The sequence below is a fragment of the Facilibium subflavum genome (assembly GCF_003574485.1).
Lineage (GTDB): Bacteria > Pseudomonadota > Gammaproteobacteria > Francisellales > Francisellaceae > Facilibium > Facilibium subflavum.
The window spans coordinates 19,452-39,957 of record NZ_QLIT01000012.1 but is presented as its reverse complement, the minus strand read 5'-3'; the positions used below and the strand labels follow the sequence as shown (position 1 = coordinate 39,957).

General features: G+C 38.3%; 13 protein-coding genes and 1 pseudogene. 5 read left to right on the top strand and 9 right to left on the bottom strand.

Features of this window, described 5'->3' with window-relative positions:
- Positions 1-64: 64 nt before the first annotated feature.
- Positions 65-1,285: an MFS transporter gene (locus DNK84_RS01685; RefSeq protein WP_119342846.1), complete on the bottom strand. Its 1,221-nt coding sequence runs from the start codon at positions 1,283-1,285 to the stop codon at positions 65-67.
- Between the two features lie 198 nt (positions 1,286-1,483).
- Here DNK84_RS01685 and DNK84_RS01680 point away from each other — a divergent pair, with 198 nt between their 5' ends.
- Positions 1,484-2,350, top strand: coding sequence for a LysR family transcriptional regulator (locus tag DNK84_RS01680; RefSeq protein ID WP_119342845.1), 867 nt, complete (start codon positions 1,484-1,486; stop codon positions 2,348-2,350).
- Between the two features lie 79 nt (positions 2,351-2,429).
- On the opposite strand, the gene DNK84_RS01675 is transcribed toward DNK84_RS01680, so the two are convergent.
- From DNK84_RS01675 to DNK84_RS01650, 6 genes are all read right to left on the bottom strand, one after another.
- Positions 2,430-2,732, bottom strand: a complete 303-nt coding sequence (locus DNK84_RS01675) for a DUF2845 domain-containing protein (RefSeq protein WP_119342844.1) — start codon at positions 2,730-2,732, stop codon at positions 2,430-2,432.
- A 264-nt stretch (positions 2,733-2,996) separates the two neighbouring features.
- Positions 2,997-4,256, bottom strand: coding sequence for a transcription termination factor Rho (gene rho, locus DNK84_RS01670; RefSeq protein ID WP_119342843.1), 1,260 nt, complete (start codon positions 4,254-4,256; stop codon positions 2,997-2,999).
- 67 nt (positions 4,257-4,323) lie between these two features.
- Positions 4,324-4,647: a thioredoxin gene (trxA, locus tag DNK84_RS01665; protein WP_119342842.1), complete on the bottom strand. Its 324-nt coding sequence runs from the start codon at positions 4,645-4,647 to the stop codon at positions 4,324-4,326.
- Between the two features lie 108 nt (positions 4,648-4,755).
- The gene (gene mfd, locus DNK84_RS01660) at positions 4,756-8,208 is read right to left on the bottom strand and encodes a transcription-repair coupling factor (protein ID WP_119342841.1); all 3,453 of its coding nucleotides are present in this window, start codon (positions 8,206-8,208) and stop codon (positions 4,756-4,758) included.
- An 82-nt stretch (positions 8,209-8,290) separates the two neighbouring features.
- Positions 8,291-8,971, bottom strand: a complete 681-nt coding sequence (gene adk / locus DNK84_RS01655) for an adenylate kinase (RefSeq protein WP_119342840.1) — start codon at positions 8,969-8,971, stop codon at positions 8,291-8,293.
- Positions 8,972-9,053: 82 nt separating this feature from the next.
- The gene (locus DNK84_RS01650; RefSeq protein ID WP_119342839.1) at positions 9,054-10,748 is read right to left on the bottom strand and encodes an AMP-binding protein; all 1,695 of its coding nucleotides are present in this window, start codon (positions 10,746-10,748) and stop codon (positions 9,054-9,056) included.
- Between the two features lie 284 nt (positions 10,749-11,032).
- Between DNK84_RS01650 and DNK84_RS01645 the strand changes: the two genes are divergently transcribed.
- From DNK84_RS01645 to DNK84_RS01625, 4 genes and pseudogenes are all read left to right on the top strand, one after another.
- The gene (locus tag DNK84_RS01645; RefSeq protein WP_119342838.1) at positions 11,033-11,866 is read left to right on the top strand and encodes an SDR family oxidoreductase; all 834 of its coding nucleotides are present in this window, start codon (positions 11,033-11,035) and stop codon (positions 11,864-11,866) included.
- Positions 11,867-11,884: 18 nt separating this feature from the next.
- Entirely contained in the window at positions 11,885-14,185 is a 2,301-nt protein-coding gene (locus DNK84_RS01640) for an acyl-CoA dehydrogenase (RefSeq protein ID WP_119342837.1), read from the top strand.
- A gap of 56 nt (positions 14,186-14,241) precedes the next feature.
- Positions 14,242-16,925: pseudogene (locus tag DNK84_RS01630) on the top strand (acyl-CoA-binding protein).
- Between the two features lie 13 nt (positions 16,926-16,938).
- Positions 16,939-18,129, top strand: coding sequence for an acetyl-CoA C-acyltransferase (locus DNK84_RS01625; protein WP_119342835.1), 1,191 nt, complete (start codon positions 16,939-16,941; stop codon positions 18,127-18,129).
- 32 nt (positions 18,130-18,161) lie between these two features.
- Here the strand turns inward: DNK84_RS01625 and DNK84_RS01620 are convergent, their stop codons facing one another.
- Entirely contained in the window at positions 18,162-19,394 is a 1,233-nt protein-coding gene (locus DNK84_RS01620; RefSeq protein WP_119342834.1) for a metallophosphoesterase, read from the bottom strand.
- A 125-nt stretch (positions 19,395-19,519) separates the two neighbouring features.
- A complete protein-coding gene (locus tag DNK84_RS01615; RefSeq protein ID WP_119342833.1) occupies positions 19,520-20,482 on the bottom strand; it encodes a hypothetical protein in 963 nt (320 codons plus the stop codon).
- Positions 20,483-20,506 lie beyond the last annotated feature (24 nt).

The window sequence follows — 20,506 nt, the reverse complement described above, 5'->3', positions numbered from 1 at the left end:
AAAAGTGTCAAAGTCGGGAGCAAACCAATGCAGTACTAGCGGATTTATCATTGGAGTAGTTTTCTTATACATTAGTGGTTGCAGGTTCATGAACATGGATTTTATGATGAAAATGCACCGCTAAATAGGTAACAAACCATAGACTGAGTAAGCCAGTTAATACCGCATAAGAAATAATTAGCCCAGCATAGCCATAATGTGTTAGATAAGCGCCAATAGAGCTAAATAAAAATGCGGCTGAATTTTGAATTAGCCCAATCATTGAAGCAGCTGTGCCGCGTCGTTTAGGGTGTAGTGATAAGGCTTGGCTAATTACATTTGGCATGCCTATCCCTGAGCCAATTGTTAAAACAAAAAAGGGAATTGCAAGCATCCAGCCAGATAAGGGGAGCGCTAGGAGTTTTGTAATCATCACGATCAAAAAAGCAATGATATAAAGGATTACTGAAGTGGTGAAAATACGAATAAAGCTTACATGTCTTTTAAGCATGGATTTTGAAATCAGCCCACCTGTAATAAAGGCAATAGAAATTGGAATAAAAAACAAACTCATTTGTTTCGCCGTATAACCCAATTTATAAAGTAAAAAAGGAACTTCGGTCAAATAAACATAAACACCTATATATATTGAGGCACTTGCGAGTGTTAGTATTAGAAATCGTACATCCAGTAATACGTGTTGGTATTGTTTAAGTACAGATAAAATAATGTGGGGCTGCTTTATTTGGTTGTCTTTTTTGGGTGATTGCTTAGGCAGGCTTGTAATAAGCAAAAGGATAATAAACGATAGTATCGTTAATGTAATAAAAATAACACGCCAGTTTGAGAGTGACAATATAACGCCACCTAAAATTGGCGCAATCGCAGGCATTGCACCAATACAGATAAAGCCTGAGTTGATAATATGCCGTGCATGTTTCTCAGCAAAGTGTTTGAATGTGATGACTTGCCATAAACATAGTGCGCTTGCAGCGCTCAAGCCCTGTAGTGCTCTTGCTGTAATAAAGACAAAAATATTTGATGAGAGCATTGCTAAGGTGTTTGCGAGGATAAATAAAATAATACCAAAAGCAATGACCTTTTTAAGTGGTACATGATCAGATACCGCACCGTAAAAAGGAATACCTATGGCAAGCCCTAGCATATAAAAACTGATTGTTAATCCAATATTTGCTTTGCTTGTGTGTAGTATAGACTGTAACACCGGCATAGCTGGCAAATAGATATTAACGCTTAGAATGGATAATAATGCTAAAAGGTAGATGAGAAGTTTTATTTTGTACATATTTCCCCCTTAATGGTACTTTCTTCAATAATAAATGATAACGCTTTTTTAAGGTTGCTATCTTTTTGAGGTTGTAAAAAAAGCTTGCATGATTTTGCCTTAAATATGGCGATTTTCATATCTTATATCAGAAAAATTTTAATTTAAATTGAATACTATTTAAGTTATTATTAATAAAAATTTAATAGCAATCTAGAAATGAACTATACATTACAACAATTAAGCGTATTTGTTACGATTGTAGAGCTAAAAAGTTTAACCAAAAGTGCCCACAAGCTCCATTTGACACCACCTGCTTTGACAAAGCAGGTTCAGAATTTAGAAGCACAGCTTGGCTTTAGTCTGTTTGATCGGCGCAATAATCGTTTGATATTACAGGATAAGGGGGTGCATTTTTACCATCTGGTTAAACCGGTTTTAAATGAGTTGGACCGTATTAACAACATTGAGCTACCGCATTTACAACAAAGAAAAGTGAAGTTAAAAATTGCACTTTCTGCAATCTTTGAGAATGATGTTTTTAAAAATATAAATCACCTTTTACAACACGATCAATCATTTTGCTATGATTTAATGATTCAAGATAAAAATACACAACTACAATTACTACAAACCTATCAAATTGATGTTGCTTTAGTTGTTTTAGATCCAGATGAGTTGGAATTATTGAAACCGCAACCTTTTCAGGTGGTACCTTATAAATTAATAAAAATGGACCTTTATGTTGCTAAAGAAATTATCGATGCTGATAAAGAGATTAAAAAACAATTATCTGATTTAAAGTTCATTTTACAAACTGCCTATTCTCACCAATTTTATGAGTTAAATAACCGTTTGCATTTTTCATCTTATACGACAATCCTGCATGCAATACAGCAGGGCATTGGTTATGGATTTTTGCCTACGGCTTTATTGACAGAAAAAGAACGAGAAGGATTGTTAAATATTAATCATATTGTTTTAGAGCGTATTGCTGATGTGCAAAGTTATTATATTTATGCAAAGAATACCCCGCAAGCTAAAGCGATCAGAAGCCTGTTTCATGAAACAAAATCTAAAGTGTAAGCAGACTTTTGAGGAAGATTAATAAAATAAAGATGGGGTTAAGGCAAAAAATGCAGGAGAAGGTTAGAGCAAAGGTGCTTTAGCTTTCCTTGGCTTCATCTTCTTGTTCATAGGAAATAGAAACAAGTTTATCATCGACAAACTTAAATTTGGTTTCAGTTTCAACCGTCCCTGCCAGTGTCTTATATTTCACATAAGATTTGTTTGTGCGGTTATACTCAGAAAAAGGTTTTCCACATATATCCATTAACGATTTTACACTCATGCCAAGGGTTACATTCTTACCGTCACAGCTAATAACAGAGTTTGTTGCGGTGAATCCTGTGCTTGAGATGAGTAGGGTGGTTGATAGTGCGCCGGTGATTAAAAGTCTCTTAACCATGGTTATTTCCTTCTTGTTGTTTAACACGATTTACTTTTCCATCACTTTATTGCTATAAACCATTTTCGTGGTTTTTCGAGGCCGGTGGGCATGTAGTGCAGCAAAAAGATCAAGGTAAAATACACCTGCTACAAAAGGATTATTATTGCAAGTTAAGATATATTTGTGGCAGGTGTGCGACTATTTCTTCATTGAAAAGTCGTGGTTAAAGATTAGAAAATAAATAATTTTTTTGCAAGTAAAAACAAATAAAAACTTTATGGCTTAGCCACGCTTCATAATGTTGAAAAATTCTTCATTTGTTTTTGTTTTTCTTAGGCGCTCAGTTAAGAATTCCATTGCCTGGGTGTCTTCCATCTCATGGAGAATACGACGTAAAATCCATAGTTTCTGTTGTTCTTCCTGAGTCGTTAAAAGCTCCTCACGGCGTGTTCCAGATCGTGCAAAACTAATTGCAGGATAAACACGTTTTTCAGAGATTTTACGGTCTAAGTGAAGCTCCATATTCCCTGTACCTTTGAACTCCTCAAAAATCACTTCATCCATTTTAGAACCAGTTTCAACAAGTGATGTTGCAATAATGGTCAAGCTTCCACCTTCTGCCGTATTTCTTGCAGCACCAAAAAAGCGTTTTGGCTTTTGTAAAGCATTTGCCTCAACACCACCAGATAATACGCGACCTGAGGCAGGAGAAACGGTATTATAGGCGCGCGCCAAACGTGTAATTGAATCTAAAAGTATAACAACATCTTGTTTGTGCTCTACCAGTCGTTTTGCTTTTTCAATAACGATTTCAGCTAACTGAACATGTCTTGCAGCAGGTTCATCAAATGTACTGGCAACAACCTCACCGCGAACAGAGCGTTGCATTTCTGTTACTTCTTCAGGACGTTCATCAATTAATAATACAATCAGGTAACACTCTGGATATCGCTTTGCAATAGATGAAGCGATATTTTGCATCATAATTGTTTTCCCCGTTTTTGGTGGGGCAACGATCAATCCACGCTGACCTTTACCAAAGGGCGCTGCTAAATCGATAACACGTGCGGTAATGTCTTCACTTGAACCATTACCCACTTCCATTGACAGGCGCTCTCTTGCATATTCTGGTGTCAGGTTCTCAAACAAAACTTTGGTTCTTGCAAGTTCAGGTGAGTCAAAGTTCACACTGTCGATGTGTTTAACGGCAAAGTAACGTTCATTATCTTTCGGTGGGCGAATTTTACCAATGATGCTATCACCGGTTCGTAAGTTAAGCTTGCGAATAAAAGTCGGGGAAACATAAATATCATCAGGGGAGGCAAAATAGGAAGTATCAGATGAACGCAAGAAGCCATAGCCATCTTGCAACACCTCTAAAACACCTTCACCATAAATATCTTCGCCTTTATCGGCATGCGCTTTTAATATATTAAATATGATTTCCTGCTTTCTTGCACGGCCAGTTGTCTCAAGACCTAAAGCTTGGGACAATTCCATAAGCTCAGGAATTGATTTATTTTTAAGATCCGTTAGATTCATTCAATTTTCTCTTTAGTTTACATCCAATTGGGAAAAGTTAGGAATTCAGTTGCTGAATGTAGCGAAATTAAAGATGATTGTCAATGATAGAGATCAATTGAGATTTTTGTACTGCGCCAACTTTTGTTTCAACGTTTTCACCGTCTTTAAAGACCATAAGGGTTGGTATGCCACGCACAGCATATTTTTGTGGTGTTAATGGGTTGTCATCCACGTTGATTTTAACGACTTTCACCTGATCACCATAGTGCTCAGCAACTTGTTCAAGAACAGGTGCAATCATTTTGCAAGGTCCACACCAGGGTGCCCAGAAATCAACTAAAACAGTGCCGTTATTTTGTAAAACTTCCTGGTTAAATTCATTATCGGAGATATTCACGGGTTTGCTCATAATCTTGTTCCTTACGTTATTATTTTTATTTTAAATTTCCACAGATTTTAACAGAAAATAATGCTTAGGTGAATTTGATTATCATATAAATTCCTGCTGAGCTTTGTATTATTTGCTTGAAGTTCCGCACTTTTTATGACCTTTCATTAGTTTTGTTAAAAGGGCTGCAATAAAATCAATTCTCTGCTTGGCCTCTTTAAGCGGCTTTTTAATCAATAACTGTTGTTGCTGGTTTAATTTAAAATCCCCTGGTTGCATTTGAACAACCTTAATTAAAATAACAGGATCAAAGTGCAAAGGTGTGTGAAATTCTACTTTCCCACCGGCTGAATGCATGTCAATTTTTTTAATGCCAAGGCTTGTGGCATCAAGTTTTAAGTGTGCAAGCTGAAATAAATGGTCACCATAAGGTGGTATTGGTCCAAAACGGTCAATGATTTCAATTTTAATTTCATCTAAGTCTTGATGATCTTTGGCGCTGGTAATCCGCTTGTATAAGCCTAACCTTGTGTGTACATCAAAAATGTAGTTTTCAGGGAAAAGTGCCGGGATTCTAAGTTCAAGTTCACAGCCGCTATTAAGGGATTGCATAAGCTTATCCGCATTAAATTGCTGACCACTTTGTAGTGCCTGAACGGTTTTTTGTAATAACTCCATATAAAGATTAAAGCCGATGCCTTCCATGTTTCCACTTTGCTCTTTACCTAATAACTCACCGGCACCACGAATTTCTAAATCGTGATTAGCAAGCATAAATCCACCACCGATTGATGCGGTTTCACTGATTGCTTCTAAGCGCTTTTTAGCATCTTTTTGCAGTGATTCAAATGGTGGTGTTAAAAGGTATGCATAGGCTTGATGATGAGAGCGGCCAACACGGCCTCGAAGCTGATGAAGCTGTGCCAGGCCAAAACGATCAGCGCGCTCGATAATAATGGTATTGGCGTTAGGAATATCAATACCTGTTTCAATAATGGTCGTGCAAAGTAAAACCTGGTAACGGTTATGCTGAAAGTCAAACATGACTTTTTCGAGCTGGCGTTCACGCATTTGACCATGCGCAATTGCAATCTGGCACTGCGGGAAAAGCTGCTGCAAAGCCTCAAGTTTGTCATGAATGGTTTCAACCTGGTTATGCAAATAATACACCTGGCCGCCACGCAATATCTCGCGTAATATTGCCTCACGAATAACGCTGGTATTTTGTGTTTTAACAAACGTTTTTACCGATAGACGTTTTGCCGGCGGTGTTGAGATAACCGATAGATCACGGATTGCCGAAAAAGCCATGTTTAATGTGCGCGGAATCGGTGTGGCCGTCATGGTTAAAATATCAATATTGGCACGAAATGATTTCATTTTTTCTTTGTGTGCAACACCAAAGCGGTGTTCCTCATCAATAATCAATAGCCCAAGGTTATTAAATTTAACCTTATCGGATAGTAATTTGTGTGTGCCAATAATAATATCAATCTGGCCTTTGCTTAACTTTTCAATCGCTTCATTTTGCTGCTTTGTGCTTTTAAAGCGAGATAAAACATCAACATTGGCACCCATTTCGCTAAAGCGATCTTTGAAATTATCAAAGTGTTGTTGTGCCAATAGTGTCGTTGGTGCTAAAACGGCAACTTGCTTGTTATTATACACGGCAATAAATGCTGCACGCATGGCAACTTCTGTCTTGCCAAAACCAACATCACCACAAATCAATCGATCCATTGGTTTTTCAGCAATCATATCTTTGATGACATCATTAATTGCCTGTGCCTGGTCTTCGGTTTCTTCAAAGACAAACCCTTCACTAAAGGCAAGATAAGCTTTCTCATCAAACAAATTACCAAAGCCTTTTTTCATGCTTCTTTGTGCGTAGATATTTAAAAGCTCAGCTGCGACGTCACTGATTTTTTGTGCCGCCTTTTCCTTTTGTTTTTCCCATTTATCAGAACCAAGCTGGTTTAAAGGGGCATGCTCAAGCTCAGTACCACTATAGCGAGTGACCAAATGCAAGGAATGGATAGGAACATAAAGTTTTTCTTCATGCTTGTAAACCAAGGTAAGAAATTCATTTTCCTGGCTGCCAAGCTCAAGCTTTGTCAAACCATCATAACGGCCAACGCCATGTTCAATATGGACAACTGCAGCGCCTGGCTTTAGTTCAGATAAATCCTTAACCGCAACACCCATGTGCGCTTGTGCGGATGACTTGGTTTTTCGCTTGTAGCTTACAATGTGATTGGCAAATAAATCAAACTCAGTAATCAAGACGGTGTCTTTTGCAATGACAACGCCTTCTATCAGTGGTGAGGTGATAATGATTATGTCCTGCTGACTATCTATTGCTTGCTGCCAGGTGTTGCAAAACGTTGGGTGCAGGTTAAGTTTTTGCAGGTGCTCAAATAAAATTTCACGCCGCCCGATACTATCGGCTGAAAAGATCACTTTTTTAAAGGTATGTTCATCAAGGAAATCTAAAAGCCTTTGAAATGGCTGTTTATATTGATAGTGAACATGTATGTCATCGATGCTTTGAAAGGGGAGTTTATGGGATTTTGTTTTTTGCTGCAAAAGCCATTTAATGCTTGAAAACCTGGTTTGTCTTTGTGCATATTCATCTGGTGTTAAATAAATGGTACTAACAGAAGGAATAGGGCGCATGCGATCATGGCTTAACTGATCATGTCTTTCTTTAATGTCATTAAAATAGCGTTGTTGAGCTTCATAAGTCTGATAAACGGTATGAATAACCGTGTTTTCTGGCAGATAGTCAAAAATATCAGCACATTGCTCATAGAAAAAAGGCAAATAAAACTCAATACCACCAACAACGGTCTTATCCATTGTTTTTTGGTAGACAGGATTATCAGTATCTGAATGCGGAAAATGCTCAAACCAGTTTGCTGCAAAAGTATCCAGTGTGGATTTATTAAATATAAATTCCTGTGTGGGCAGGATATGAATAGCCTTAACCGTTTGTAGGGACTTTTGTGTTTCAGGGTCAAATGTGCGGATACTATCGACTTCATCATCAAATAAATCAATACGAAAGGCATCATCTGAGCCCATTGGAAAGATATCTAAAATACTGCCTCGAATACTGAATTCACCTCTTGCTAATACCTGATTTACACATTGATAGCCTGCTAATTCCAATAGTCTTCGTTTATCGGTTAAATCAATATGCTCGCCTTTTTTAAGCAATAGACTGTTGGCTTGTAAAAATGCTTTAGGCGGTAAGTATTTGAGCAGGGTATTGGCACTGGTAATGACAATAAAGTGCTTTTGTTGCGCCATTTGGTATAGCGTATTTAATCTTGTTGAGATAATGTCTTCAGATGCAGAAAAATGATCAAAAGGTAAAATCTCTAAATCCGGAAAAAATAAGATTTCTTTTTCTGGCAATAAATAGCCCAGCTCATACCAAAGACGCTGGGCTAACTGTGCATTTTCAGCGATGATAAGTTGTGGCGCCTTATCTGTATGAATATATTCATTTAACCCAAGGCCAAGGCCTGATGAAATCGCATTTGAATAAATATTTCGAGAATAATCAAGTAATGACATAGATCTACGGTAATATCAGCATATGGTAGGTATTTTAACCTGTCAGCTATAAATGACAAGTGAATTGGTTTAAGTTCATAGATTAATATACACGCTTAATGCCATGTGTCTGCTCGAGTGTTTTAATGATCTGATCAGCGACTTTTTCCACATCCTGGCCGCCATCAACAACAATATAGTCTGGTTTTTGTATCTGGCTTGTTGGTGTGAAGTGGTGATAGTATTCAATCAGCGGTGCAGTTTGTGCATGATAAACCTCAAGACGTTTTTTTACGGTTTCGGGTTTATCATCATCACGCTGAATAAGTGGTTCACCTGTAATATCATCTTTTCCAGGGACTTTAGGTGGGTTATTGTCAATGTGATAAGTACGACCTGATTCAGGATGAATTCGACGACCTGCCATACGATTGATGATGATCTGGTCATCCAGTTGGATTTCAATAATGGTATCAATATTTACCCCAAGTTTCTTTAAGGCTTCTGCTTGATTGATTGTTCGCGGCACGCCATCAAGCATAAAACCATTTTTACAATCGTCTTTTGCAATGCGCTCTTTAACAATTTCAATGATAAATGAATCAGAAACAAGCTCGCCGGCATCCAGGATCTTTTTAAGCTTGATCCCTGTTTCAGAACCCGATTTTATCGTTTGTCTTAGCATATCGCCGGTAGAGATTTGTGGGATTTTGAAATGCTGCTCAATTTTTTTTGCCTGTGTGCCTTTTCCAGCCCCAGGTGGGCCAAGAAGAATGATTTTCATTGTTTTTCCTTCATCTAATATCAACATAAGTCCATATCATAAGGAAAAAATAATGAAAATCCTATGAAAAATATCAAAAGAATCAGGCCGTTTCTGCTTCTTGTGTTAAGTATTTTTTCTTTAAATCTTGCTTTAGTACTTTACCAACTGGGCTTTTAGGCAACTCGTCTAAAAAGAAAATAGTTTTTGGTGTTTTGTAGTGTGCAAGTTGTGTGTGACAAAAATCGATGACTTCTTTTTCTGTTAGCGATTGATCTTTTTCTAACACGATAAAAGCAACGGGCTTTTCGCCTGTGCTATGGCTTGGTGTGCCAACGATAGCTGCATCTTTAACCTGCGGCATTTGCAGTAACACATTTTCAACCTCTTTAGGAAAGACATTAAAGCCTGAAACGATTAACATATTTTTCGTACGACCTGAAATGGTTAAGCGTCCTTTTTCATCTAAAAAGCCTATATCGCCTGTTTTAAGCCAGCCATCTTCGGTGAAATGCTCTGTGTTAATTTCAGGTAAATGCCAGAATCCAGGTGATTTTTGTGGCCCTGTAACCCAGATTTCTCCATTTGTATTAATGGGCAGCTCATTGCCATCTTTATCGCGGATAGACACAAGCGTGCTTGGTAATGGATAGCCTACGGTACCATTAAAAGGGCCATCGCTAAATTTGTTGATTGTGACTGCCGGTGACATCTCAGATAAGCCATAGGCTTCTTTTACTTCAACACCCGTTACTGCTTTCCAGTCATCTGCAACACGCTTTGTTGTTGACATGCCACCACTTAAGGTATGTTTAAAATGCGGGAAATGAGACTGGCGGAATGTATCGTTATGCAGTAAGGCAGCATAGAGTGTATTAATGCTGTTGAAAATCGTAAAAGGTGTTTTTATTAAAGTTTTAACAAGTGATTTTATGTCACGTGGGTTTGGAATTAATACTTGTCTTGAGCCTGTCAAGTAAAAAGTAAAAAGATTTGCTGTCAATGCAAAGATATGATAAAGCGGTAAAGCACCAATCACCACTTGTTGATCAAGCGCAATTTCAACACCGATCCATGCCCAGACTTGCTGGACATTGGCAACGATATTTTTATGAAGTAAAATAGTGCCTTTCGGTGTGCCGGTGGTGCCACTTGAATATTGCAAACAAGCCATATCTTCGGGTTGGATATGAACGCTTGCATTATCAAAGGGTTTTTGATAAGTAAGTGCGTTATGAAAATGATCAAACTTTGCTTTATTGTATTTTGGCTTCATCCCTTTTATATATGTGGCAACAAAGTGAATGATCTGTTTTTTAGGAAAAGGGTATAGATCAGCAAGCTTTGTTGTCATCATATGTTTTAAATCCGGGAGTTCTGGCTGGACTTGCTCGATGTGATGCGCAAAAACATCTAACGCAATGATGGCTTTTGCCTGCGAGTCTTGAAGAATCTGTTTAACCTCAGATGCTGTATATAGTGGGTTGATGTTAACAAAAACACAGCCAAGCTTTAAAAGCGCAAAAATAGTAACAGGGAACTGCAAAAGGTTTGGCAACATTACCGCGACATGATCCCCTTTTTTAAGCAGCCATTCGTTTTGTAAAAAGGATGCAAGTTTTTGTGCATAATAGTTGACTTGTTGAAAGCTTACATCATGGTCATGACAGGTTAATGCAATTCTATCTGGATATTTCTGTGTCACTTTCTCAAAAAGGGAAGTGATCGTTTCATTTGAAGGCGCTATTTCCTCAGGCACCCCTTCAGGGTAATTCTTTATCCATAATCTCTCGGTCATGAAACACTCCATGGTTTGACTTTAAAGGTAAAACAATAAAATACTTAGTTTTGCCCTGGTATCAACTCACAAGTTATCTTGCAAAGTAATGTGAAGGCAGTCAGGTTATTGTAAGCCGCTTTACGCATCGTTGTAAATAATTTTACATATGAAAATATTTTCATGTTGCATCTGCAGCATTTTTAGCATGATTTTATGTGATCATGCTTAATTTTCTACCAAGGTTGTTATATGCTAGGCGTTGTTAAGTATTTTTATTACAGATCGTGTCAAAGGAGTATGTTATGACAACACTAGAAGGGAAAGTTATTGTAATCACCGGTGCCACAAGAGGTGTTGGCAAAGCCATTGCAATTAAAGCGGCCGAAGATGGTGCACACGTGGTGATTATTGGTAAAACAGATAAGCCGCATCCAAAACTGCCCGGTACTGTTCACTCTGCAGCAGATGAAGTCAAAGCGGCCGGTGCAAAAAGCGTCTTTCCAATCGTGTGCGATGTCAGAGATCTCGATGCATTAAAAAAGCATATTGAGCAAATTGGACAACACTTTGGTCATATTGATATTGTGGTAAATAATGCAAGTGCGCTATATTTGCAGTCTTGCACTGAGGTAAGTGAAAAAGCCTTTGATCTTATGCATCAAATCATCGTTCGATCCAGTTTCTTTATGAGCCAGTATGCCTATCCATTTTTAAAAAAATCCTCAGTAAAACAGATTTTAAATATTGCGCCTAAGGTAGATATGAAGGCAAAATGGTTTGGTAACCATACGGCGTATACATTGTGTAAATTTGCCTCATCAATGATGGTGACAGGCCTTGCAAATGAATTTAAGGCCGATGGCATCCATGTAAATGCACTTTGGCCGGCAACTTTGCTTAATACGGCGGCTGTGAAATTTGTCCTAGGCGGAGATCAAGCATTGGCTCATACGCGTGATCCACGAATTATGGCTGATGCTGCATATCATATTTTCACAGCGTTAAATGTCAGTGGTGAATATTTTCTTGATGTGGATCTCATTAAAAAAATGGGTAAAAACCCAGATGATTATGCCACTGTTGCGGGTAATAAGCCTTTTATTGATCTTTATGTTGAAGAAGCAGCAATACAATAACAGGCAGGAGGATACATAATGATTCACAAGATTTATAAAACCAGCAAAAAATCGATGCCACCGATTTCTAAAACTGAGCAGATTGCCTTGGATTCAGGTGATTGCTGGTTTGAGAAAGAGATATTTCAAGGCCAGCCTGATTTTAAGCTTTTACATGAAAGCAAGGCATTTACATTAAGTCAAGAAGAGCAGGATTTTTTGGATAATGAAACAAAAACGCTTTGTGATATGCTGGATGACTGGCAAATTACACATGTGGATCGCGATTTGTCTGAAGAAGTGTGGACATATATGCGTGAGCAGGGATTTTTTGGTCTAGTAATTCGTCAAGAATATGGGGGCAAAGATTTCTCTGCTGCGGCACATTCTGAAATTGTGATGAAGATTGCAACCAAAAGTGTCTCAGCTGCAGTAACTGTCATGGTGCCAAACTCTTTAGGCCCTGGAGAGTTATTACATCACTATGGTACAGATGCACAAAAGCAAAAGTTTTTACCAAGGCTTGCTGCAGGCATTGATATTCCCTGTTTTGCCCTAACAGGGCCAACAGCAGGATCAGATGCAACCTCTTTGCCTGATAAAGGGATTGTTTGTCATGGTGAGTTTGAAGGCAAAAAGGTATTAGGTATCCGCCTTGAAAATATTAATAAACGTTATATTACTTTAGCACCTGTGGCAACGCTTGTTGGTTTAGCATTTCAATTAGAAGACCCGGATAAATTATTAAAAAACACAGGTCAAGAAGGTATTACTTGTGCTTTGTTGCCACATGATCATCCAGGGCTTGAGATTGGAAACCGTGCCATTCCTTTAGATCAAGCGTTTATGAATGGCACAATCCGTGCCAAAGAAGCATTTATTCCAATTGATTGGATTATCGGCGGTCAAGAAATGGCAGGCCAAGGTTGGCGTATGCTGATTGAATGTTTATCGGTGGGCCGCGCGATTTCATTACCTGCCTGTGGCACGGCAAATGCCTTGTTATCAACAGTCACAACTTCAGCCTATAGCATGGTGCGGCATCAATTTAAAACTGCAATAGGTCATTTTGAAGGTGTTGAAGAAAAACTGGCACAAATGGGTGGGTTAGCCTATTTGGCAAATGCAACACGCCAGTTTACTGTGGCCGCTGTAGATGCCGGTAAAAAACCTGCAGTGGCCTCAGCAATATCTAAATATCATTTAACTGAAATTGGGCGGGATATTTTAAACCGTGCGATGGATATCCATGCAGGACGTGGTATTATCATGGGGCCAAATAATTATCTTGCGCGAGGCTATCAGGCAACACCAATCGGGATTACGGTTGAAGGGGCAAACATCATGACGCGTAATTTAATGATTTTTGGCCAAGGCGCGATGCGCTGTCATCCTTTTATTCGTGCAGAGAGCGAAAGCTTAATGGAAAAAAATGAGAAAAAAGGTTTTGAGCAATTCTCTAATTTAATGAAAAAGCATATTGGGTACTTAACTAAAAATACATTGCGGACATTTTGGCATGGGCTTACCTGTGGTGTGACTGCCCGTGGATATAATTCAAAATTTAACTGGTACTATAAACGTATCACACGATTAAGTTGCGTTTATGCCTGCATCAACGATATATCGTTAATTACATTAGGTGGTGCATTAAAAAGAAAAGAGCGACTTTCCGCACGTCTTGGTGATGTGATGAGTTATTTATATATGGCCTGTGCTGTATTAAAGTATTATAAAGACAATAATGAGCAAGCATGTGATGATGTATTTGTTGTCTGGTCATTGCAATATGCTTTACATCAAGCACAAAGCGCATTGCTTGATACTTTGCGAAATTTCCCAAATAAAGCCTTAGCCAGTGTGTTAAGATTTATAGCTTTCCCATATGGAAGAACCTATAAAAAACCTTCTGATCTTTTAGATAAAAAACTATCACAAGCCTTACTTTATAATGAAGGCACCCGTCAGCGAATGCGTGATATGTGTTATGTACCAAATGATCATAAAGATCCAGTTGGCCGAGTAGAGCTTGCCTTTAAGGCTGTTTTAAATGCCATCCCTGGTCAAAAGAAAATTAAAAAGGCAATTAAAGCAGGTCAGCTGCCTGATCGTCCATGGGAGCAATTGATCGAACAGGCACAATATCAAGGGATTATTTCTGAACGCGATGCAGCTGTATTAAAAGAGGCAAATATCCGTAGTAATGATGTCATACAAGTGGATGAATTTGAGCCTTATGCGCTTGGCCCTAAAAATGCACATCCAGAATGGCAACAGGCCTATGAAGGAAGGCGAAGTATAAAAGAGACGACAACTGTTAAAGCAAAAGAAGTAATCTGATTTTAATAAAGGAGATAAATGTGGAAAATCATAATTTAGAAGAGCGCTTTGATCATATGGTGAAGGCTGTGCGTGATGCAACGGTTGATTTTAAGCCAAATAACACGCAAAAATTAAAACTTTATGCTTTTTATAAGCAAGCTACAGAAGGGGATGTCAAAGGTGAATGCCCTTCAGCGCTTAAGATGGTTGAGCGTGCAAAATGGATGGCCTGGAACGCAATTAAAGGTAAATCTAAAGAAGATGCAATGCAAGGGTATTTAGCTGTTTTTGAGGAAAACAAATAGGAGCATATTTTATGCAAGAATCAGTTATTGATAATAAACAAAATATACATGCCGAGTTATCTGAAAATATATCAGAAACTGACCGGTCTCAGCACGGCTCACTGTCAATTCAAAAGGTTGCTGTATTAGGTGCAGGTGTAATGGGTGCACAGATTGCAGCACACTTTGCCAATGCCCATATCCCTGTGTTTTTATTTGATTTAAAAGCAAAAGAAGGTGCTTCAAACAGTTTGATTCAAGATGCGATTAAGCGGCTTGAAAAACTCAAACCTAATCCACTTGGCTTAAAAAGTAATACCGATTATATCACACCGGCAAACTATGAAGATGATCTGCAAAAATTATCCGAGTGTGACTTTGTGATTGAGGCAATTGCTGAGCGGTTGGATTTGAAAGAAGCGCTGTATGAAAAAATATCGCCTTTTATCAAAACACAAGCCATTATTGCCACAAATACTTCAGGGTTAAGTATTGATACGCTTGCAAATCACGTGCCAGCATCATTGCGTGCATCGTTTTGTGGTGTGCACTTTTTTAATCCGCCACGTTATATGCCGCTGGTTGAGCTTATTGCGCATGCACATACTTCCAAGGATGTTTTAGATCAACTCGAGATTTTTTTAACCCGAAAACTTGGCAAAAGTATTATTCGGGCTAAAGATACACCAAATTTTGTTGCCAATAGATTAGGTGTTTTTTCGATGCTTGTGAGCTGTTTTTATACCACAAAATATGATATTCCGTTAGATGTTGTAGATAAGCTTACGGGTAAAAAGTTAGGGCGTGCTAAAAGTGCGACCTATCGTACAGCAGATGTGGTGGGTCTGGATATTTTTGCGCACGTTGTTGATACGATGAAGCAAAACCTTAAAGATGGCTGGCAGGAGATTTATCAGATTCCAAGCTGGCTTCAGGCATTAATAGATGAAGGTGCGTTGGGGCAGAAAACAAAAAAAGGTCTTTACCTTAAAGATAAAGAAGGCATCAAGGTTTTGGATTTACATACCAAAACATATCGGCCTTCAGATAAAAAGCCAGATCAGGCAGTTTTAGATATACTTGGCGAGAAAGATTGGGGGGTGAAGCTTGACAAGCTACGCCAGAGTGATATGCCTGAGGCGCAGTTTTTATGGGCATGCTTTCGTGAAATGTTTCATTATGCTGCAAGCCTTGTTGGTGAAATCTCCAATTATCCACGTGATATGGACATGGCGATACGCTGGGGATTTGGCTGGCAGGAAGGTATTTTTGAAATTTGGCAACAGGCAGGTTGGCAGAAAGTTACCCAATGGTTAGAAGAAGAAATCAATGAAGGCAAAACGCTATGTGATAAGCCATTGCCAAAATGGGTTTATCAGCTTGGAGATGGTGTTTATAAAGACAATAAGCAGTTTAGTTACACAGATGGCAGATTAATAAAACGCCCGCAATTATCAGTGTATAATCGCCAGCTTATACAGGATATGGTGGTAAGCGAAACACCAGCTATTAAAACCACGACACTTTTTGAAAATCCAGGTGTTAAGCTTTGGATGATCGATGATAATGGTATTGGCATTTTGTCATTTAAGTCAAAAATGTGTGCAATTGGCATGGCCGTATTAGAAGGGATTTCTCAAGCGTTAAAGGTAGCAGAAGCAAAATGTAAAGCCATGGTAATCTGGCAGGAAAAGGATGTTTTTTCCGTTGGTGCGAATCTAGAGGAATTTGGCTTTTCTTTTATGATGAATGGTGAATCAGCCGTGTATGAAGTCATTCAAAAAGGGCATGAAGTTATCACACAACAATTACGTTACAGTAAGATTCCTGTTGTTGCAGCGGTTAAAGGCTTTGCCTTTGGTGGCGGTTGTGAAATCATGTTGCATTGTGATGCAGTGGTTGCTGCGCATGAAAGCTATATAGGGCTTGTTGAGGCCGGTGTCGGTATCATCCCTGGCTGGGGTGGAACAAAAGAGATGGCAAGGCGTGCATCTTTGGCGCAGGATCCATGGAAAGATTTTGAAAAGCGTTATAAAAACCTTGCGATGGCAGAAGTTGCAACAAGTGCTTATGAGGCAATTGATAAAGGATTCTTACGCGATAGTGATACAGTTGTGATGAACACGAAAGAGATCTTAAGTGTTGCGATACAAAAGGCAGCGTTTCTTGCTTATTGTAATTATCAGCCACCATTAAAACAACCATTTAAAGTTTTTGGGGAAACAGGTATTGCAACGGTGAAAGGTTTGCTTGTCAATATGCGTGATGGTAACCAGATTTCAGCGCATGATTATAAAATTGCCTGTAATTTGGCCGATGCCATGTGTGGTGGGGAGATTGAGAAAGACACATGGGTTTCAGAGGATTGGGTGTTAAAACGTGAGCTTGAAAACTTTGTTGAGCTTGCACTATCGGATAAAAGTGCTGCACGCATGCAGCACATGTTAGAAACCGGTAAACCACTAAGAAATTAATATAGGAGTTTTTATGACTGAACAAACAGTTTATATCGTTGCCGCAAAACGCACGGCAGTGGCGAAAGGTAAACGAGGTGGCTTTGCTAAAAAACGCCCAGATGATTTACTGGCTGATACCTTAAAACAGACGATTGCTGAGAGCAACATAAATCCACAGGATATTGGTGATATCGTGATTGGTTGTGCGATGCCTGAAGCTGAGCAGGGGATGAATGTTGCAAGGATATCATCTTTATTGGCAGGGCTTCCAGACTCTGTTCCTGCCTTTACCATTAACCGTTATTGCAGCTCAGGTTTGCAGTCCATTGCGATTGCTGCTAATGAAATTGCAAAGGGTAATATGGATGTTGCAATTGCAGGTGGGGTTGAGTCAATGAGTATGATCCCTTTTGGTGGGAATAATATCTCATTTAGCAGCGATGTTTTTGCCAAGGATGAAAATGTGGCGATTGCTTATGGTATGGGGATTACCGCAGAAAATGTTGCCAAAGACTGGAATATCTCACGCCAGGCTCAGGATGAATTTTCTTTAAGAAGTCATCAAAAGGCGATAATGGCGATTGAAAACGGTTATTTTAATGATGAAATTTTACCGATTGATGTACATCATAGAAAGCCAGATCATACCAATGATGCGATCGTTGATCATAAAAAGACGATTAAAATGGATGAAGGTGCGCGCAAAGATACATCAATGGAAGCCTTATCTAAACTAAAACCTGCTTTTGCCAAAGGTGGGACGGTTACTGCAGGTAATAGCTCTCAGGTTTCAGATGGTGCCGGTGCTGTCATACTTGTTAGTGAATCTTATTTAAAAGCAAATAATTTAACTCCCTTGGGTAAATTTCTAGGATTCTCTGTGGCAGGTGTGCCACCAGAGATTATGGGGATTGGCCCGATTCATGCCATTCCAAAAGTGCTTAAACAGACAAATTTAAGCTTAGCAGATATGGATTGGATTGAGTTAAATGAAGCCTTTGCTGCGCAATCTTTAGCGGTTATCAATGAGCTTGGAATCGATGAGAATAAGCTTAACCCTTATGGCGGTGCGATTGCTTTAGGCCATCCACTGGGGGCCACGGGGACAATTTTAACGGTTAAGGCTTTACATGGACTTCGTAGAAATAATAAAAAATATGGCCTGATCACCATGTGTATTGGTACGGGAATGGGCGCTGCTGGCGTTATTGAGGCTTGTTGATAGAACAGAACTTTAAGCACATTTTATTGTTGCTATTTAGCGGCTTTAACATAGAAAGCTTCTGGTGCTTTAGTCGGATAGTTCTGGTAATTGGGGTTATTAACCGTAAAATAAGGTTGTGTTTGATTGAATGTTATTTGTGCTAAACATTGGTTAATATCGTTTGCTTTCTTTTGTTTTTCAGTGCAATAGATCTTTTTGAAATCATAGTACTTGGTCAGTTGTAATTGTTCGTTTTGTTGATGAATTTGATAAGTCGTGTAATTACTGATTGACCATGTGCCATTATCTTGCTTTGTTAGTGTAAATAATTTTACCGAAGGCGAATTTCCATGTGAGGTTGATAAGCCTGCGGTAAAATACTCGCCAATATTTTTTGATTGGGTCTTGATAACTGTAAACTCTTCCATATGGGTATGGGCAACCAATAATCCTTGAATTTGTTTTGCATATTGATCAACAAGCTTAAGGAGTTTTTGTTGATAAGGTTTTTTCCAAAAAGCTGAGCCATCATATACATTTTCCCCAACAGGGATATGCATTGCAATTAACACGCTTATATTTTCCTTAGCAGCCTTTTGCAGTTGGTTTGCTAAGAATGTTAGCTGGCTGTTAGTTTCATCGCTGGTTGCTTTATGATTTGGTGAAAACATGACACTATTTAAGCCGATCACAATAAGCGTGGGTGCAAGTTTAATAGTAAAAAAGCCATATTGTTTGTTTTCTTGGGCAAGACAAGGAAAGCTGGTATGACTTGCATCACAAAGTACCCCGCTTGATAGAAAGCCATTTTTAAACCCTGTTTTTATGGCATTTTGATAAGGGGAGTAATTTTTATATTGATAAGCACCATAGTTCTCTGCAAAGCTGTCATTATTGCCAAAGACATTAATAATAGGCGTCATGGGAAAAGTCTGCTGTAAACTTTTAAAAATTGTGCTTTCATTCATCTGAACAAACTTAACGCGATTAAATGTCCAAAAGGGTTTATGACCAACAAGGTCCCCCAGCGATAAAACAAACGTTGGTGCAGGGATTACTTTACCTTGTCCAGTTGATTTTTGTATGGTATTCATCAAAGCGTTAAAGCTTGCAGCATCCATATCATTATCTGCATTATACCCGCTGGGATCTATTTGCATCGGGTAGCTTTGTTTGCTATTAAGGTAAATATCACTTAACACTAAAAAACGTAGTGTATTATTTGCTGCATTGCCATTTATTGCGAAAAAAGCACTACCGACAATGAATAACTTTTTTAACATAATCTTCTACTGTAAATAAAAGCATTCCTCGATCTTACGATATTTTTTAGCCAGTTAAAGTAGAAAAGTTGAAGTTTTGCTTATGCTTTTTAAGTATGATTGGAGTGAGTATTTCCCTGGCTTGATTAATATACAAGCTCCTTAAAGTCAAATCCTGGTAGTGTATTATGGCTGTTATACTGGCTTTCTAAAAATAGTTTCTTGCTATCTTTTATTCCTTTTGAATTACTAACTAAGACTTCAGCTTGTCTGTTAATATATCTTTCAAGAGCAGATATCTCCGCTGGTGTGTAGTCATCGAGTAGCTCTTTTTGTACTAAAGAATTGATAAGCTTAATCTGAGCCTCTTTACAATAAATGGTATCATTTGATGCTAAGTTATTTTTATTCGCTTCTTTTTCAATGACATACGATTTTTTAGGATCTTTCCATGTAGATGTGTAGGATCCAATTGGGCTTTTGTCAAAATCAGCATCTGTCATAGGACGATAACCAGTATTTTCTGCAAGCATATTATCGAGTAATTGTGTTGCTTTTTGAAATTCACCTTCACCCAATTCTAGCTTGATCGCTTTCCCAAGGTCTGTTAATTCTCCAGGTTGATTTTTCCCCGGTTTTTGCTGATATAGTAGGTTTTCAATTTTATTAAGGATTTGTCTAGTTGCGTTTTTTTCTTTATGACTTTCATTGTGTGAGGTATTTATTCCTTCAACAAATACGCTATCTGTTCGATATAAAAGCGAATCGATAGATGATTTTATAATGCGTTCAAGAGAAGGGTTCTTTTCTGCATGTGGTTTAAGAAATGTATTTACTAATGTCAAATTCATCTGTAGTTGTGCTGTTGTAAATGTATTGTCTTGTTTAGTGATCCAGCTGTTGAGTTTAGCTTGAGATTCAATTGTGTTGACGTAGTCATCTTTAAAGTCTGCTAACTCATTAACGACATTTTTTGAAATGTTCTTATCTTGTTCTGAAGCTTTTATAATACCATCTAATAGATTGGCGCCTACATAGGAAAATGAATTTTTCACTTTAGTCGTGAGTGTATTGTTTTCTGACAATTGTTTAAGTAGTTTTTGCAGCATAATAATCCCCATATTGCTAACTGT

Bases quoted from the DNA above. Each gene is read 5' to 3' on its own strand.
- DNK84_RS01685 (WP_119342846.1), bottom strand. From the start codon at position 1,285: ATGTACAAAATAAAACTTCTCATCTACCTTTTAGCATTATTATCCATT.
- DNK84_RS01680 (WP_119342845.1), top strand. From the start codon at position 1,484: ATGAACTATACATTACAACAATTAAGCGTATTTGTTACGATTGTAGAG.
- DNK84_RS01675 (WP_119342844.1), bottom strand. From the start codon at position 2,732: ATGGTTAAGAGACTTTTAATCACCGGCGCACTATCAACCACCCTACTC.
- rho (WP_119342843.1), bottom strand. From the start codon at position 4,256: ATGAATCTAACGGATCTTAAAAATAAATCAATTCCTGAGCTTATGGAA.
- trxA (WP_119342842.1), bottom strand. From the start codon at position 4,647: ATGAGCAAACCCGTGAATATCTCCGATAATGAATTTAACCAGGAAGTT.
- mfd (WP_119342841.1), bottom strand. From the start codon at position 8,208: ATGTCATTACTTGATTATTCTCGAAATATTTATTCAAATGCGATTTCA.
- adk (WP_119342840.1), bottom strand. From the start codon at position 8,971: ATGAAAATCATTCTTCTTGGCCCACCTGGGGCTGGAAAAGGCACACAG.
- DNK84_RS01650 (WP_119342839.1), bottom strand. From the start codon at position 10,748: ATGACCGAGAGATTATGGATAAAGAATTACCCTGAAGGGGTGCCTGAG.
- DNK84_RS01645 (WP_119342838.1), top strand. From the start codon at position 11,033: ATGACAACACTAGAAGGGAAAGTTATTGTAATCACCGGTGCCACAAGA.
- DNK84_RS01640 (WP_119342837.1), top strand. From the start codon at position 11,885: ATGATTCACAAGATTTATAAAACCAGCAAAAAATCGATGCCACCGATT.
- DNK84_RS01625 (WP_119342835.1), top strand. From the start codon at position 16,939: ATGACTGAACAAACAGTTTATATCGTTGCCGCAAAACGCACGGCAGTG.
- DNK84_RS01620 (WP_119342834.1), bottom strand. From the start codon at position 19,394: ATGTTAAAAAAGTTATTCATTGTCGGTAGTGCTTTTTTCGCAATAAAT.
- DNK84_RS01615 (WP_119342833.1), bottom strand. From the start codon at position 20,482: ATGCTGCAAAAACTACTTAAACAATTGTCAGAAAACAATACACTCACG.